This is a genomic window from Vibrio pacinii DSM 19139, assembly GCF_000711795.1.
In the GTDB taxonomy this organism is placed as follows: domain Bacteria; phylum Pseudomonadota; class Gammaproteobacteria; order Enterobacterales; family Vibrionaceae; genus Vibrio; species Vibrio pacinii.
This window is the reverse complement of record NZ_KL543976.1, coordinates 1-16,225: the sequence shown is the minus strand read 5'-3', so window position 1 is coordinate 16,225 and position 16,225 is coordinate 1. Positions and strand designations below refer to the sequence as shown.

14 protein-coding genes are annotated in these 16,225 nt (G+C 42.3%); 7 read left to right on the top strand and 7 right to left on the bottom strand.

Going from position 1 to position 16,225, the window contains the following annotated elements; translation table 11 throughout:
- Nucleotide 1: 1 nt before the first annotated feature.
- From fdrA to BS19_RS15080, 4 genes are all read right to left on the bottom strand, one after another.
- On the bottom strand, nt 2-1,558 hold the full coding sequence (gene fdrA / locus BS19_RS15095; RefSeq protein ID WP_038176382.1) for an acyl-CoA synthetase FdrA: 1,557 nt from the start codon (nt 1,556-1,558) through the stop codon (nt 2-4).
- Between the two features lie 122 nt (nt 1,559-1,680).
- Nucleotides 1,681-2,940: an ankyrin repeat domain-containing protein gene (locus BS19_RS15090; protein WP_038176381.1), complete on the bottom strand. Its 1,260-nt coding sequence runs from the start codon at nt 2,938-2,940 to the stop codon at nt 1,681-1,683.
- A 10-nt stretch (nt 2,941-2,950) separates the two neighbouring features.
- A complete protein-coding gene (locus BS19_RS15085; RefSeq protein ID WP_038176379.1) occupies nt 2,951-4,510 on the bottom strand; it encodes a xanthine permease in 1,560 nt (519 codons plus the stop codon).
- A gap of 501 nt (nt 4,511-5,011) precedes the next feature.
- Nucleotides 5,012-6,202, bottom strand: coding sequence for an MFS transporter (locus tag BS19_RS15080; RefSeq protein ID WP_051686553.1), 1,191 nt, complete (start codon nt 6,200-6,202; stop codon nt 5,012-5,014).
- 240 nt (nt 6,203-6,442) lie between these two features.
- On the opposite strand from BS19_RS15080, the gene BS19_RS15075 reads away from it, so the two are divergent.
- The gene (locus BS19_RS15075; RefSeq protein ID WP_038176378.1) at nt 6,443-7,312 is read left to right on the top strand and encodes a LysR family transcriptional regulator; all 870 of its coding nucleotides are present in this window, start codon (nt 6,443-6,445) and stop codon (nt 7,310-7,312) included.
- 161 nt (nt 7,313-7,473) lie between these two features.
- Nucleotides 7,474-8,187 (top strand): oxamate carbamoyltransferase subunit AllH family protein, encoded by a 714-nt coding sequence (locus tag BS19_RS19650; RefSeq protein ID WP_169739020.1) that lies wholly within the window; start codon nt 7,474-7,476, stop codon nt 8,185-8,187.
- Nucleotides 8,188-8,341: 154 nt separating this feature from the next.
- Here BS19_RS19650 and BS19_RS15065 read toward each other — a convergent pair whose 3' ends face one another.
- Nucleotides 8,342-8,836 (bottom strand): GlcG/HbpS family heme-binding protein, encoded by a 495-nt coding sequence (locus tag BS19_RS15065; RefSeq protein ID WP_038176377.1) that lies wholly within the window; start codon nt 8,834-8,836, stop codon nt 8,342-8,344.
- 171 nt (nt 8,837-9,007) lie between these two features.
- Between BS19_RS15065 and BS19_RS15060 the strand changes: the two genes are divergently transcribed.
- Together BS19_RS15060 and BS19_RS15055 are read left to right on the top strand one after the other, a co-directional pair.
- A complete protein-coding gene (locus BS19_RS15060) occupies nt 9,008-9,688 on the top strand; it encodes a response regulator (RefSeq protein WP_038176375.1) in 681 nt (226 codons plus the stop codon).
- A complete protein-coding gene (locus tag BS19_RS15055; RefSeq protein WP_038176374.1) occupies nt 9,666-11,051 on the top strand; it encodes a sensor histidine kinase in 1,386 nt (461 codons plus the stop codon). The genes BS19_RS15060 and BS19_RS15055 overlap by 23 nt, the downstream gene beginning before the upstream one ends.
- A gap of 88 nt (nt 11,052-11,139) precedes the next feature.
- On the opposite strand, the gene BS19_RS15050 is transcribed toward BS19_RS15055, so the two are convergent.
- The gene (locus BS19_RS15050) at nt 11,140-11,628 is read right to left on the bottom strand and encodes a nucleoside deaminase (protein WP_084186025.1); all 489 of its coding nucleotides are present in this window, start codon (nt 11,626-11,628) and stop codon (nt 11,140-11,142) included.
- 553 nt (nt 11,629-12,181) lie between these two features.
- Nucleotides 12,182-13,159: a tyrosine-type recombinase/integrase gene (locus BS19_RS15045; RefSeq protein WP_038176372.1), complete on the bottom strand. Its 978-nt coding sequence runs from the start codon at nt 13,157-13,159 to the stop codon at nt 12,182-12,184.
- Between the two features lie 707 nt (nt 13,160-13,866).
- On the opposite strand from BS19_RS15045, the gene BS19_RS15040 reads away from it, so the two are divergent.
- From BS19_RS15040 to BS19_RS15030, 3 genes are all read left to right on the top strand, one after another.
- Complete coding sequence (locus tag BS19_RS15040) at nt 13,867-14,835, top strand: replication initiation protein (RefSeq protein WP_169739019.1); 969 nt, start codon at nt 13,867-13,869, stop codon at nt 14,833-14,835.
- 113 nt (nt 14,836-14,948) lie between these two features.
- Nucleotides 14,949-15,845, top strand: a complete 897-nt coding sequence (locus BS19_RS15035) for a hypothetical protein (protein WP_084186022.1) — start codon at nt 14,949-14,951, stop codon at nt 15,843-15,845.
- A 122-nt stretch (nt 15,846-15,967) separates the two neighbouring features.
- On the top strand, nt 15,968-16,225 hold a 258-nt coding region (locus tag BS19_RS15030; RefSeq protein WP_038176367.1), incomplete at its 3' end, for an IS3 family transposase.

The window sequence follows — 16,225 nt, the reverse complement described above, 5'->3', positions numbered from 1 at the left end:
GTTATTCTCCTTTGCTCACAAAACCACGCGCCAGTAATCCGGTGTTCTGACTGCTGCTAGAGATAGTCACTCCCGCTTGTGCCAACTTCTCGATTTGCTCATTCATGTCTGGAGTATCTAAATCCGTCCCGAGAACATAACCAAGGATTTCTAAATGTTGGCCACGAGCTTCGGCTTTTTGCTTCGCTTCAATAATGGCAGGAAGCGTGACACCGACGGGGTCTTGGTGAGAGCCATAACCAATCACGAAGTCAACAACGATAACGCCAACTTCTGGATCGTCGGCTTCCTTTAGTAAACGTTCGATGCGTGACGATGGGTCAATCATCGGGTGTGGGCGACCATTAGTGAAATCATCATCACCAAAATCGATGAAGGTATGGGCTTGGCTAACGTTAATATCAGCTAAGCGCTGTTGTGGGTTTTTCGCGATATTACTGTACACCTCTGAGAAAGACTCACTGGCTAACATCATCGATTCTTCACATAACGTACCGCCACAGAATAGACCGCGGATGTATTTTTGCTCGGGCGTGAGTTTCGCTTTAATCTCTTCAATCAAAGGCAAATTGAGCGAGCGCTTGTTAATGCTGGCTTCATCGATACCAGCAAGAATAACCGCTTGTAACGCTGCTTCTTTGGTGGTTTTGGCAAAATGTGCCCCAGCAGCTACCACTGGCGCCTCTTCGCCGCCAAGTAGACAAACGACAACAGGTTTCGACATCGATTTCACTTGCTCAAGCACTTTGGCTTCGACGTTTTTCGCTGCCGGTTTAGAAACGATTAATACTACTTCGGTGCTAGGGTCAGCTTCTAGAGCTCGTAATCCATCAAGCATCATGATGCCGCCAACCGCTTCGCTCAAATCACGGCCACCAGTACCTAGTAGCTGAGTAATGCCGCCGCCAAAATCATGGATACGTGCCGCTACCTCCTGGCTACCTGTGCCTGATGCGCCAACAATTCCGATATTTCCAGCACGGACTTTATTTGCAAAGCAAAGACCGACGTTATTGATGATCGCCGTACCGCAGTCTGGCCCCATCATCATCAGACCTTTTTCATGAGCGAGGGTTTTGAGTTCGATTTCATCTGCAACAGATACATTGTCACTGAACATCAACACGTGCAGATCGTTATTCAACGCGATTTTCGCTTCACGTGTCGCAAATTCGCCCGGCACAGAAATAATGGCAAGGTTTGCTTCAGGTTGCTTTTTTAAGGCACTTTTGAGCGTGGTAAATTTCTGCTCTTGTGCACCACCTAATCCAGAAGTTGCGTTATCGCCACCTTTTAATAGCTTTTCAACTTCTTCAAGCGTCTGTTCACACGCTTCTTCGCTAACCGCTTTTATAACAATAAATAGGTCACCGCTGTTCGCACTACTAATTTCATCGTCTAATAAACCTACATTGTCTAATACACCTTTATTCATGTCGGTCGCCATGGCGACAAATGCTTGTTCAACATCTGGTAACTCATTGACTTTTGTAGACAACGCCATTAATGACACTGAATCAAAATAGGTATTTTTTTTGACTATTACTTTAACGAACATATTCGCCTCTTTTATTTATTTACTTTATTTGGGCAATGGCGGGCCATGCTTTGCCGCCATTGCCACAAAGTTTTAATAACCGAATAATTAGATTTAATTTATTCCAATGTTATGATTTTCATCTATTCATTGAGTAGCTTACGTTTGAATTCCAACAATTCATTACTATCATCACAAACATCAATCGCATAATTTGCAAGTATTAGCGCTTGTTTGTTTTTTCCCATTAACTCTAGTGATTTTCCTTTGTGTAAATAATACAGAGCATTGGTGTAATCATGAGTTATGGCATTTTCGATCGCGCATATCGCTGCACTATGTTTGCCTAATGAACGCAAACTATTCGCCAAATGGAACGAGTAGTCGTAACGATTTGGCTCCGCCACTAACAATTGACGCATCGTATCAACAGCGACGTCATGCATACCTAACTCGCGTAGGTAGTTTGATTTGTGATAGCGAACGAATGGTGATTCAGGGTCCGCGGCAATACCGAGATCAAACTCTGTTAATGCTTGCTCGCTCTGTTTTGCCAAACGGTAGCTATTAGCAATATAGAGATGGAATTCCGCTGGGTTTTCACTCAGTGGCAAACCATGGCGATAAGCGTCAATCGCTTCTTGATAGCGGCCTAGTTCCATCAATACGTAACCACGGTAGTAGTGATAACCAGCTTGATCGCTAAACTCGCTAGGCCGGTCGGTTAACACCGCCATCGCACCTTCGTAATCAAACGCTTTGATACAAGCTTTAACTGCGTGTAGGGCTTCACTTTGGCTCTGGCGCACCGTATCTCTTTTCATCAGCTCAACGATACGTGTTTGCTGACGTGCTTTAGCGTGTTCCAATGCACTCACACCATTGCGGTCTTTAAGATGTTGATCAGCACCTGCGTCCAATAGCACCTCAATAACGTCTCCGTACAGATAGCCACCGTCACCAAGAATGACCGCTTCTAATAATGCAGACCAACCAAGTTTATTCGCGTGGTTGACAGGAATTCCCGCCTCTAAGCTGACTTGCACTGTACGTAAAAAACCTTTCTCACTTGATGGCAGCAATGGTGTACCACCAAAACGGTTAACGCTGGTTACATCAGCACCGTATTTAAGTGTCAGTGTCAACAGTTCATGGAAACCATTCGCACCCGCGCACAAATAAGGCGTTAGCATAGTAATATCGCGTGCGTTAGTATCTGCCCCCTGTTTCAAAAGTAACTCAGCCATTGCGATATTGTTATTTTGCACTGCAATCATCAGCGGAGTGCAACCATTGTCATCGCGAGCGTCAATTAAGGCGTTATTCTCTAACAGTCTAATCACTTCGCTCGGAGAATCTTCTTTGACTAAGTCATGCAGTGATACTGAAGTAATGCTATTCATAATGTTCCCCCTACACCGTTTCCGACTGTAATTTCTTTACTTCTAATTCAGCTTCAGCGACGCTTTCCTTGACGTTGTAGTAGTGCTTAATACCAAACAGACCAGCTAGCATTAAGTACGAGTAGACATACATCATCGATTCAGGCTGAGCGAAACCAACACCACTAGCGTGGATAAAGCCGATAAGTGATAGCAAAGCCGCAACCAATGCTGCCACCACTGCACGTAGAGGTTTGTTATTAATGGCGAAACACACCATACAACCCCATAGCAAGCTCGCGAGAGGTGCACCATTACCTAAACCGACCATCCCTTGGTAGTAAATACCTTTCGCTGCCAGAGCATCGATACCAACTTCATAAGCGTTGGTACCTGCAGTTGCCAACGTGTTTTTGAACATGGTCAGTGCCCAATAGCCAATCCAAGGAAATAGACAAACGAAAATAGTTGGAACTTCAAGTTTTGGCGATTCTCGTACCACTTGGTTGGCAGTTACGATACCGATGTAAACAAGGATTGGAGCAATCGCCGCACCAGGGATCAAACTGAGCAGTAATGCACCTAGACCCAGCAGTGACACCACAAACATGATTACGCCGTTAAACAAGGTGTACCCGATACTTGCCCCCATTTCTTTGTACGCCGCATGACCAACATATACCGTCACTGGGAATGGGTTGCCTAAAAATGCCCCAACCATTGAAGACAGGCCGTTAACCATCATGATTTTACGAGTTGGATAGGCATCACCGGCGGCATCCGCACTTTCAATGTTTTCTAAATCAAAAACATAGTTCGCCAGACCGAGAGGTACTGCTGATGCCAAGTAAGGCAATGCATGAGGGATACCTTCCATAAAGTCATCAATGTGTAGACCTGGTGGGTTGAAACCTGCGTCAGACAGTGAAGCTACGATGGCTTCTGGAGACTGCAGTCCAAATACCCAGGCGAGCACTGTACCAACAATAATCAGTAACAAACCGGTAGGGATTTTAGGGAACAGTGGTTTAGAACCAAACCAGTTGATGAAGATCAAACCAAGAACCACAAACGACACAACCGGAGTAGAGAACGCTTGTAGCATAGGGTTTAGCGCCAATAATGTCAGACCAAGGCCGGCAAGACAGGACAGTAGTACTGTACGCGGTACAATACGGCGAATCGTATCACCAAAAAACGACCCCACCAGTAGGATCATTGCTTCTACAAAACACCACACGAGCGCAATTTGAATTGCAAATTGTGCATCTTGCGTTGTTTGGTAAACCGGCATAATCACCAAAAAGGTTACGGTAAAAATAGAAGGTGCACTCGGCCCAGAAGGCAGAGCCGTGACATCGTTACGACCTGTTTCTGTTTTCAATTTATAAGCAAACCACGCGTAAAAAATACTCGCGCACATGACCGCAAAGCCAAATGCAGGCGCCACTTGCCCCATCACAAAGTCTTTAGGTAAACCAACCACAAAGAGCAACAAGCCCATCATGGTTAATAAGTTAGTTAGGTTATTGGTAAACAGGCCAAAGAATGCAGCCCAATCGCCTTTTCGCCATATTTTTGTTATATCCATAGTTATTTTCCTAATGTAATTTATTTCATTATTCAAATCTCTTAAACCATATGAAAATTAGCAAGATTTACTAAGTTTTATAAATTAATAAAATGGATGATGACTATCTAAAGAAATAATATCCTCTAATACACTTCACTCATCGAAACAATCCATTAACAAAACTAGGGGATTAGAGGTTTTTTCTGTGACAATGCACTAAATTCCGGCCTTTCCACATAGAAAAATTTCAATTTACATTCATGATGCAAATCACATAGTTTTATTTGAGGCGTTAATTTGAGTATTTGATAATCAAATAATCACAATTAGCAATATAAATTAGAATCGTCACTCTCATTTATTATCCGCAAGTGAATGAACGTTGCGGCTTATAAATAATCATTTGGAAAATATCGATAATTTTAAGGAGGGGAATGTCGATGTGATAGTGCCTACAACTTCAAGAAGCTTGGTTATAAGCTCGACAATCGAACAACAAAGCACGATTGTCACGCAGAATCATACTTTGACTTCAGAGGGCTTTTTTACAAGCTTTGGTAACCTAGAACACAACGTGCCGGCAAGAAATAGCGATATTATTTGCATCGCCCACCCGACATGAAAGTGCCCAGACAATTCAACCAATACAATAAATATCAGCGGAAACAACGACGCCAACAAAAAGCCACCACCTTGCATGATGACACTAAGCGCATTGGACTGTTCTACACTTTGGTACCGCTCTAGTGCCAAGAGCATACAGATAGAAAACGCGCCTCCCAAACCTACGCCACAAAGCATTGACCATGTATATGGGAAAAGCTTAGGCCAAAGCATCAGGCCAAATAGCCCTAAAGTGAGAGAAGCTAGCATTAGCATCAACCACAATCGACGCTCGAAATGGTTTCGTATTACAACCGGTAATAACAGCGCACAGCAAGCTTGTGCCAGCGACAATGCAAGGATCATATGGCTACTCTGTTCTGGCGTGAACCCAAATTTCTGATAATAAGGCGGAAGCCAAGTCACGATGGACGCATACGCACCATTAACTAGACCAAATATCAGCACTAACTCCCAGGTATTTCTCTGCTTAAACAGTAACATCCATTCAGTACTACTTCCTTGAGGAAAGGAACTTCGTGGCAAAGTCAACCCTGCCAATACCAATGCAAAAAAGCACGGTAACGCGAGCCAAGCCATGCTTAAACGCCATGATAAACCGTCACCTATCAGCGACTGTGTGACAATTGCTCCTAGCGCCCCACCCACCATTAACGAAGCAGAGTAACAACCGACGACGACAGGCATTTCTTTCGCAAAGTATTGTTTAATGATGCGTGGCACACAAGACTGTATAACCGCAACTGCCCCACCACACATGATAGTTGATAGGATCAAAACAGAACCGTCATAAGCAAAAAGTCGCAGCATATTTCCAGCCGATAACGCCAGTAATGCAAACAACAAATAACTGATTTTTTCTGCTAAAAATGGCAGGCGAGTGATAATAAGCGCCCCCGCCCCCATCAACGCCATCGGGATCAACGTCAATAGTGAGGTCATCGAATATCCCAAATTGGTATCTTGCACAATTTGTTCAATCGATGGGCCTATTGCAACCAAAAAAGGGCGCAAGTTTAGCCCAACCAATATGATTACAACAAAAACCTTTATAGAAAAAATATCAAAACTACATTTACTGCGCATTATAAAACAGTACTCTAATGATTGATTTAAACTTGAAAAGTTTACTTGTTGACCATGTGATTATTAAATTATTTTTTCGAATCGTAGTCATTCATAAATCGAATGATATTTTACTTTTTTTAAATAAGTGATAATTTTATAATAATATTTACCCCAGCGACGATAATAGATACACATCTGATACCATATCAAAATCAAGCAGCTGAGGATAAAACGTGGATACTAACAAGGACTGAATAAATGAAATTGATCCACCCACAATTGTTAATGACTTACATCGCAGTATGCGAAACCGGAAGTTTTACCCGCGCAGCAGACCGGATCCACAACTCTCAATCGACCATTAGCCAACAAATAAACCGCCTAGAATCGATAGTCGGAGATGCCTTACTAGTGAGGACCCCACAAAAGGTCACACTAACAGAGAAAGGTGAATTTGTTTTGCGCTATGCGCATCGAATTATTGAGCTTAACAACAACATGTTAGACAGCTTAAACGCTACTTCCGAACAAACGATAATTAAAATTGGTGTACCTGACGATCTTTCTGTCGACGTCACTCGAGCTATAATGCCCTTTCAACAAAGCGATAATGTCTTATTTGAATTCACTTCTGGTCTGAGTAACGACCTTTATCAATCCTACCTAACGGGAAAATACGATATTGTGCTTACCAAACAGTCGATTCTCGGTAATGCCTTTGCTTTTCGTCACGAACCTCTACTCTGGCTCGATAGTGCTTTATCGCCAGCGTTTCGTAACCCTGTGGTTCCACTGGTGCTATTCCCTACTGGCGCGTTATACCGTGACCATATTCTGACCTCACTCGATCGCCTAGGCTACAGCCATAGAATTAATTACTGCAGCAGTAACTTGTCTGCGATCATGGCTGCATCAGCGATTGGCTTTGGAGTGACGTTGTTACCTCGAACCTGCAAAACACACGAACATATCGTTGTTGAAGAGCTTCAATCTCTCGCCCCTGCCGACGATCTTTATTTAGGACTCTATATCGCGGATATGCATAGTTCCGTCTTACATAAAATCGCTACGACGCTGGTTCGTTTATTTGAACTTGAATATACGCACACAGGCAAACTGTATATATAACGGCAGTAATCACAATGGACGTTATTCAAACTTCACAGCCTCTCTATAAAGAGTTAGAAAATAAACCCTATATTTGTGCTCAAGTTCACTCTATATTTAATTCCGCGTGTAATTTGACTAGTGAATTAGGGTTAATTTCCATCATTGATGAAACGAAAAGAATGAACCCGCGCGCATTAATGGTCAACGATCCAGATTGGTTTAAGGACCTGCAGGTCAATCAGACGATTGAGCTTATTTTTAATCCACAGCAGTCTGGCCTAAAACGAAATCAACTGATCATTAGGCCGCAGTCTGTGCGCCAGTTTTCTCCCTATTTGAGCCATAAAATCGCATTCACTACGCAGATAAAGACGGCCATCTATAACGATTTATATGCCCATCAGGTTGAAATGGGTATCTACCCTTTGCTGTGCTTCTCTGACAAGTTAGTTATGTCATCCACTGTCACTTACTACTCAGCTATGCTGTCGGATTACTTTATCCCTAAATTGATTACATTTATTGACGAGTTAGAAAAACAGTCTTTAACCATTGATTTAAATGGCTTTGTTGGTTTTGGGGCAGGGTTGACGCCTTCTTCCGACGACTTGCTTGTCGGATTACTTTCGGTATTGGATGTGATTGAGCACCCCTACTTTGCCACCTTACAATCGGCGTGTCTCAATGCAGTACATAAAACCACTGATGTGAGCGGCGTTATGCTGCGGTCAGCTTGTGATCACCAATATAACCAAGAAATAGTCGACCTATACGCTGCTGTTCTTAATGGCAATCCGATTAAAAACCAAATCGACCACTTATTGGCAATTGGCCACTCTTCTGGGCACGATACCTTATGTGGTATTTATATTGGCTTGACATTTTTCACCTAAGTGTTTGTCTGCTTTATAAGCAAACGACTTGTTGTAACGTAGACTCTGCTTCACATCAGCCGATTAAAAGGGCAATTAGGCGACCTTAAAACGCAAACAAGCACAATCTTCGAGAAAGATTGTGCTTGAAAAAATCAGTGCAAGGCGACTTAAGTTATAGCACCTTTTTCATCGCACTTTCTGCACAAGCCACATCAAGGTGACCACCAGGAGCGCCACCAACGCCGATTGCACCAACGACTTTACCATTAATCTCAATCGGTAGACCGCCCGCTAAGAAGAGAAGATTATCATTCATGTTTTGCAAAGGTTGCATGATTGGTTTTTCCGCAATTAGCTTCATCAGGTTAGCTGTCGGTTGCTTCATGCTCGCAGAGGTAAATGCTTTCTGGCGTGAGCTATCCAGAGTATGAGTACCAGCACCATCTGAGCGCAATTGGGCAATCACATAACCTGATAGATCCACCACGGTCGCCGACACTTTATAGCCACTCGCTTCACATTGGTTCACGGTTTCTTGTGCGAGGGTGAATGCCGACTTCGACGAAATTTGCTCCATACTTACTGTGGCGGCTTTATCTGCAGCGAGTGCGTTTGCAGAGAAAAATCCAAAGGCAGCGATCAGGGCAGTTTGTTTTACGTTTCTCATGTTCATTCCTTTTAGGCTGTTGTGACTATCAACACCAATAACTATAACTGAAGGTCTATTGCAGGTGACTTACTCAAACATTACAGAGTTGCAATGTTTATTCATCACAGCAAAGATTGTTGCTAAAGTGTCACAGACGCATTGCGAAAGTCTGGATGGAACAAACAACCAATGAAAATACTGCTTATTGAAGACGATACCTATATCGCGAGCTTTCTGTTGAATGGTTTTCAGCAAGAAGGCGATGCTGTGCACCATGCTTGCAACGGTGTCGATGGACTCCACGAAGCGTTGACCAACGAATATGACGTCATCATTTTAGATCTTATGCTGCCGAAAATAAGTGGATTCGAAGTGCTCGCACAATTTAGAGGAGAGGGCCACCGCACACCGATCATCATTCTGAGCGCAAAACACTCGGTTGAAGAGCGTGTGCGAGGGCTAACGTCCGGCGCTGATGACTATTTGGTTAAGCCATTTGCTTTTTCAGAACTGTTAGCACGTTGCCAGTCGCTTGTTCGTCGTGGCAAACAAAATGTATCTCAACCGCTAGAGTTGACGTATCACGAACTTAAACTGGATCTGCTAAAGCACACTCTAAAGCGCGGTGATAGCGATATTCACTTGAATCAGCGTGAATTCACCTTAATGAAATTGCTGTTAGAACGCCCTGAAGTCGTGATCTCAAAGACAGCAATATTAGAGCAGGTGTGGGGGCATCAGTTTGATCCTCAAACCAACGTTGTGGATGTATTAGTGTGCAGACTACGTAGCAAAGTCGACAAAGATTTTAGCTCCCAACTGATACATACCCTACGAGGAGTGGGCTATGTACTCAAGTCTCAGCATTGAACAAGCACTGACCAAAGCTCAAAAAATGCTTTTGCTACGCTTTATGGCGCTGCTTTTCTGCTGCTTACTGCTAGTGGAACTTGCCGTGGGTGCACTGTTTTTTTATGACCTTTCTCAAAGCGAGAAAAAGATCCTTTCTTCAATGGCGTCAGAGTATCAACGGATTCTGAAGTATGATTCAGAACAACGTTTGATTCATGTGTTGCAGGCCAACCCTCACCGATTGATTGACAACGATATTAGTGCATTTCTGGTCGAAGATAATGAGGCGAAGACACGGACACTGCTCGCCGGAGATAGCCAACTACCCTTGGATATCAATCTTGAGGCACAAACAGGGGAAGACAAAAACTGGTTCCACTCCTTTGTTGTTAACCCCTACACCACATTAAAATTGGGTGGTGAGGTTCGTCAATTCTGGCTTGTTCTAGACAATCGCCAGCGCGATTATATTGCTTTTGAAAAGTGGCGAATGACGTTTTACGCCATGTTGGTCATGGTGGTGATCACCGCATTATTCACTCACAGAATTTTACGTAATGCGATGACACCTTTAATGACATTAGGCCGTTTTTTAGAAAGACTTCGCCAAGGAAAAACCGAGGCAAACGAAGCCTCAAATGAAGTACCTGAAGGGCTTAGCGTGATTAACGCCAGCGTGCAAGAAGCAATCGCACGATTGCAACATACGACGACGACGCTAAATACGACGGTAGATGCGATAGCGCACGACATTCGCACCCCATTATCGAGGATCATACTGTCCTCACAATCAGCACTGGTCGGTGGCAACAATCTTCATATGATGCAAGATGCGCTGTCTGACTGCTCTGAGCATGCCATGCAAGCCAGTAATATGTTAACAGCACTGATGAAGCTAAATGATGAATTAATGGGCAAACGCGTACAACAAATGGTACTAACGGATGTCAATAACGTGGTGAAAGCCGTCAGTTCTTGGTATGACGATGTAGCGGAGGAAAAACATATCTCTCTGATTATTAAAACTTCTGACGAACCGGTCACAATCGCCTCTGATCCAGATAAGCTGACGCAGGTATTAGTTAACTTGGTGGACAACGCCATCAAATACACTCCTGAGCACGGCAAAGTTACGTTGGATGTACAACGCCGGAAAAATAACTCGGTCGCTATTTCAGTCACTGATAGTGGCATTGGTATTGACCGCAACGAGCACGCACTCATTTTTGAACGCTTATATCGTGTCGATAGCAGCCGCAGCAATACCGAGGGGTACGGTTTAGGGCTCTCGCTCGCAGCCGCAATGGTGGATAATCTAGGTGGGAGAATAGAGCTCTGCTCATGTTTGGGTCAGGGAAGTACTTTTACGGTGGTATTGTAATCAGAGCATCGCGAATCTAAAGACAGAAAAAGAAGTGCTAGGAGTAACGCAATCGGCACTCCTAGCACTCATAACAAATTAATTTTGATTACGCTTGTTGGTTCAGACGACGGAACTCAGCCCAAATTTCAACACAATCCTCACGCCCTTCTTCGATATGGATCATATCCAACGTTGAAGTATCTGTACCGTCTAAGTAGTCTCTTAGGTGTTGGTCTGAGAAACCGTGCTCTGCTGCGTCTCGGTGAGTGGAAGCGTAATAGCAAGTTTTGATCCCTGCCCACATCATCACCGCTACACACATTGGACAAGGCTCACACGTTGCGTACATCACGCAATCTGATAGGTCTAGAGTGTCTAATTTCTTACACGCTTCTCGTACCGCTACCATCTCGGCATGGCCGGAAATATCCTTATCTTTAATTACGGTATTACCTACTGCGCACACCACTTCACCATTTCGTGTCAACGTTGCGCCAAATGGGCCACCCATACCTTCATTCATTCCTTGGAGAGTGGCATCACAAGCTAAATGGAAGTAGTTATTCATGTCTTTGTTCACTTTTGTGTTACACATGCTGTTTCTCCGTTTAATACACTGTATTGCTCAGGTGAATAAGGCGTTTCTTGTTAAACAATTTTGGGAACTGAGCAGTTAGCTGTCGTCCTTAATGGTATAGACAACCGTAATTGAGTTCATCATTGTGTATGAAATCGCGATCAGAATAGATAGTGACGAGTTAAAAAAATACAAAACCCAAGACCAAACCACGGATCATCGCAAGGAAAACAGCACGTGTTTAAACACTGAGTGAAGTCTGAGAACTGACAAAAAATTGGATGGGGTGAAATTACTTTGCCCTGAAGCGTTGGGGCAATTGCAAACTAAAAAAACTATGTTTTCAGGAGATTAGGACGAGTAGAAACTTTAGGAGTATTGGAGCGTACTGCGGGAATCGAACCCGCGTAACACATCACAAACCACTGCAATTTCACTTTAATTTACAATACGTTAGATAAAAAACCAAAAGACAGAAAGTGGCAAATTGAGCCTCAAACGTATCACTAAATCGTGACACTTGGCAAACGTTTCATCCGTGACAAAAAAAGCACCCATTTGGGTGCTTGAATTACAGACGGTCGAGGAAGCTTGATGAATGTCGGCCGTGCTCGATTAATGAATTGTACATGTAGTGCTTTTTCATCGTTTCAGTATTTGTATGCCCAATATAGCCACTAATCACATCATCGGGCATGCCAGCATTGACGGCGTTTGTCACGAAAGTGTGTCTAGTTGGATGCAACCCTCGATATTGCTCTTGGAGGCCAGCACTCTCAAACAGCTTTTTTAGTTCTCTATAATAAGCAACTGAACTCATCCATGGCTGCCTTTTCTTGTAATTGATAAACAAAGCACATGTACCGTTTTCCATATGCGCATTGTCCGTAAGCTGTAAAACCTTCTTTTCTTCTAGGTGTTTAATCACAATATTTAACGCTTTTTCAGATAGTAATATCATTCTCTGAGAATAACTGTTCTTAGTCGATTTAACTTGATGGTCAACGACCGCGCGTTCGATCGACAGCATATATTTGCCATCCAGATTTTGCTTAACATCAGAATCAGATAAACCTAATAACTCCTGTACTCTCATTCCGGTTAGTGTTCCCAGTTCAAAAAGGTCAAATACCCACTCCTCATGCCTGTTCGTTATAGAATTTCTCAATGCTTCGATAATTCTTTTATTATAGGGGATTCGAGGGGTTCTTGGTTTTCCAGACCGAACAACTATAGAAGAGAAATCAATATTCCTCTTAATTAGTTTTTTCTTAACATGATAATCATATATCTGCTTAAAAACGGATTTGATGTTCTTTCTAGTACCTCTAGAATAGCCATTCTTACCTGAAGGAGTTACCTCATCCAAACAGCTATCTAGAAAAGTTTCAAGATCATCTTCAGATATGTCTTTTAATTTTACCTTTGAAAAATGGCGTAAAAGTATCTTAATTAAATCCATATACCCATTTTCAGTACTTTTAGCAAAGTCTTTAGAGTTAATGTAGTTATTGGCAGCTGTTTTAAATGTAATTCTTGATTGTCTCATAAAAATATCTTTCACCTTACGATTCACACGTCTGAGAAAATAATATTTGCCAGAATCCAACATCGCAAGATATATAATTCGCAGTTTTACGATGGTAAATAAGACGAATTATGTTGACAGCCACCTTGACTAAAATTAGTACTTCAATTTCATTCAGTTACTAAAGTAACGCATTTACGACTAGTCAAAAGACTCGTATTGAAGGTATTTTAAGTGTCTAAAAATCATACAAACAGAACCGAAAATCACAAAATCTGAGAGCGTAGCGACGAATATAGACTGAACAAATAATATAGGAAGGATGGAACCATAAGAAACAAATCTAATAACCCACCTCCCAAAAGACCTGTCTTTGGGTTGGGTCAAATTCACTTGATACTCTTAATTTTCTCTTAAAAACTCTTTAGTAATCAAAACCAAAAAAATATACTTTCAATTCATACACATACGTTGATTTCGTAATTATTTTAGAGAAAAATTGCCTGATTAAAGTCATTTTCTGCCAAGAAAAAACACATATTGCCCGATTAAAGTCACGTATTGCCTTATTTTAGAGAATTTCTGCCCATAAGGCGTTACTGGTAAAATTCGACTTGTCAATAACCAAATCCCCTTAATTACCGCGCATTTTCCCGCAGATCTACATTGCAATAACTCGGACTTATCCATAAAAATATTTCTTACCCATGCTATCTGGACTAAAGTTAATGACAAAATACCATCCAATATTCACGACAGAATCCCCACACATGCCTATAGGTCATCTTTCGACCAATATTGACTCTAGCAAAGTAACCTATTCAAACGAGTTAGCTTTTGCGATACACCATTACACTTCTCAAGAACAAAAGCTATTTGATATCGTGATATCTCAACTGCATCTATTCCCTCTCTATGATGAAGGTGTATTTCAGGTAAGCGACAATGGAGAATCGTCGTTGTCTGAATGTTCAGTCACTTTTAAGATGATTAGAGAAATTTATCGTCATAGCGATTATCGAAGTGTTTTCATACCCAACAATATAGTATGTGAATACCTAGGTTTGGGCGGAAAGATATCTAGACTTAAAGAGATAGACAAACTAGAAGAAAAAGAAATTACGCTTTGGGACAAGTTCTTTCCGGGGGATATTGAAGAATTCCAATTTGAACATGAACAAACCCCGTCTAAAGGACTAGTAAAGCCTAAGCCGTCGACAGTCACTTTAAAGCCTTTTGAGAGCATTGAAAAAGGCAATGGGTACATTAAGTTTGTTATTAATTCAGACTTTGTCCCTTATGTAATAGGCGTTCATGGTTTCAAAATGTATAGCGTAGAGCTAGCCCGACAATTAAAACTAAAGCTGAGCTTGAAGCTCTTGAAGTTAGTTAACTACTACCATAACAACGGAGGATACATGAACGCAAAACATTCAAAAGCCTTTGACATAGATGAATTCATGTCGCTTCTTGGCGACTTACCAGATTCTTACCGAAAAAGGCCTACCCTATTTGTTAACAAAGGTGTTAAGCCCGCTCTTGAGGAAATTGCGAAGGTGGTTGGCATAAAGTACAAACTAGAAACTTCAACTCTATCCATCGGTTTTAAAGGTAGACCTTCGATTTCCTCTGTGCGGCTAGTTCCTCTTCTTATAGAAGAAACGAATCTTAGTCATACCCAAGAAGGTGTTAGCTAATCGTTTAAATAGCTTTTAGGGTAGTCAAGAAGGGATCCCCTTCTTGCCAGTGGACTAATATAAGCGTAGCTATAGTCCTATCTGGACACTACGCAATCATCAAAACAGTCTGCATGTTTGTTTGGAAAAAAAGGATATTTTTAATATCCTTTTTTAAAACACTACACATGCTAAAAAACTGGAGCGTTATAACCAAGCCTGTCAAAAACTCTTCATTAGGTGTCTCCCACCGCGAGCGCTATTTGATGGATAAGCGCCACACTAACCATCGAAATTCAGAACGGCTAATTTCAATTTTCGGTAGCGAAGCCACGACAAGAAAAATAGCGCTTGCGGGTGAGGCATTTCGATTAATGCAAGTAACTAGCGGCAAAGGAGGTAGACCTCTAACAAGCTATGCAATGGAGTACTGCCTTACCCTTCCAAAAGGATATCGTCCCTCTACTCATCAGTGGCGGTTAATTGTAAAAGACTGCTGTATTGCATTAGCTAAACTATGCGATCTAAACACAGAAGAACTCAAAGCCTTTCAAAAGCAGATTAGAGCTGTGCTACACCAGCAGAAGCAAGACGGTAACAGAGGCAGTGGTGATCATGTCCATCTGATTATTGGCAAAGTCGTTGGCAGCCGCGTATTAAAAGAACTTCAAAAGAAGAAGGCTACCAAAGTCATCAAGCAAGCTTTTAGCCTCGCGACGTTAAAGCATGCCAACATGGATCATCGGCAATATGAGGTAGTTGAAAAACAACGTGGGCGTAGACTCAGTACTTGGCTGTACCAACATCAGAATTCGTTAGAAACTCTCGAGATAGAAAAACTGATTAAGCAGATCCAAACGCAGAGTGACAAGTGGACGAAAGCCAAACTAGAAGGCGATTTCAAGCAGGAGCAACGACAGTTCAACAGAATCCAAAGAAACCTAGTTCGAATTGAAAAGTACGACCTATCGTCACAGCATCGACGTAAGCTAGCCGTAGTAAGAACCACAGTTAAGAAACTTGGTTTATGAATTACTAGTTTTGGTAGTACGGCCAAACTCAAGCCGCACTAGTTCTGACTTGTAGTGGCATAGTGAATTTGGTCACTTAGTTAGAGGTGATATCATCACCTCATAAGTTAACAGGTGACACTATGACAAAACGCACAAGACGACTATTTAGCGCAGAATTTAAGTTAGAAGCAGCGCAGTTAGTCCTAGACCAGAACTACTCAGTGACTGAAGCAGCCCAAGCCATGAATGTGGGTAAATCCACGATGGATAAATGGGTTCGCCAACTTAGAGGAGAGCGCCAAGGGAAAACACCGAAAGCTTCTCCTATGACCCCTGAGCAAATAGAAATTCGGGAATTGAAAAAGAAGTTGGCTCGCCTTGAAGAGCATAATGAAATA

Coding starts and splice junctions, on each gene's coding strand:
- fdrA (WP_038176382.1), bottom strand. CDS start 1,558: ATGTTCGTTAAAGTAATAGTCAAAAAAAATACCTATTTTGATTCAGTG.
- BS19_RS15090 (WP_038176381.1), bottom strand. CDS start 2,940: ATGAATAGCATTACTTCAGTATCACTGCATGACTTAGTCAAAGAAGAT.
- BS19_RS15085 (WP_038176379.1), bottom strand. CDS start 4,510: ATGGATATAACAAAAATATGGCGAAAAGGCGATTGGGCTGCATTCTTT.
- BS19_RS15080 (WP_051686553.1), bottom strand. CDS start 6,202: ATGCGCAGTAAATGTAGTTTTGATATTTTTTCTATAAAGGTTTTTGTT.
- BS19_RS15075 (WP_038176378.1), top strand. CDS start 6,443: ATGAAATTGATCCACCCACAATTGTTAATGACTTACATCGCAGTATGC.
- BS19_RS19650 (WP_169739020.1), top strand. CDS start 7,474: ATGAACCCGCGCGCATTAATGGTCAACGATCCAGATTGGTTTAAGGAC.
- BS19_RS15065 (WP_038176377.1), bottom strand. CDS start 8,836: ATGAGAAACGTAAAACAAACTGCCCTGATCGCTGCCTTTGGATTTTTC.
- BS19_RS15060 (WP_038176375.1), top strand. CDS start 9,008: ATGAAAATACTGCTTATTGAAGACGATACCTATATCGCGAGCTTTCTG.
- BS19_RS15055 (WP_038176374.1), top strand. CDS start 9,666: ATGTACTCAAGTCTCAGCATTGAACAAGCACTGACCAAAGCTCAAAAA.
- BS19_RS15050 (WP_084186025.1), bottom strand. CDS start 11,628: ATGTGTAACACAAAAGTGAACAAAGACATGAATAACTACTTCCATTTA.
- BS19_RS15045 (WP_038176372.1), bottom strand. CDS start 13,159: ATGAGACAATCAAGAATTACATTTAAAACAGCTGCCAATAACTACATT.
- BS19_RS15040 (WP_169739019.1), top strand. CDS start 13,867: ATGACAAAATACCATCCAATATTCACGACAGAATCCCCACACATGCCT.
- BS19_RS15035 (WP_084186022.1), top strand. CDS start 14,949: ATGTTTGTTTGGAAAAAAAGGATATTTTTAATATCCTTTTTTAAAACA.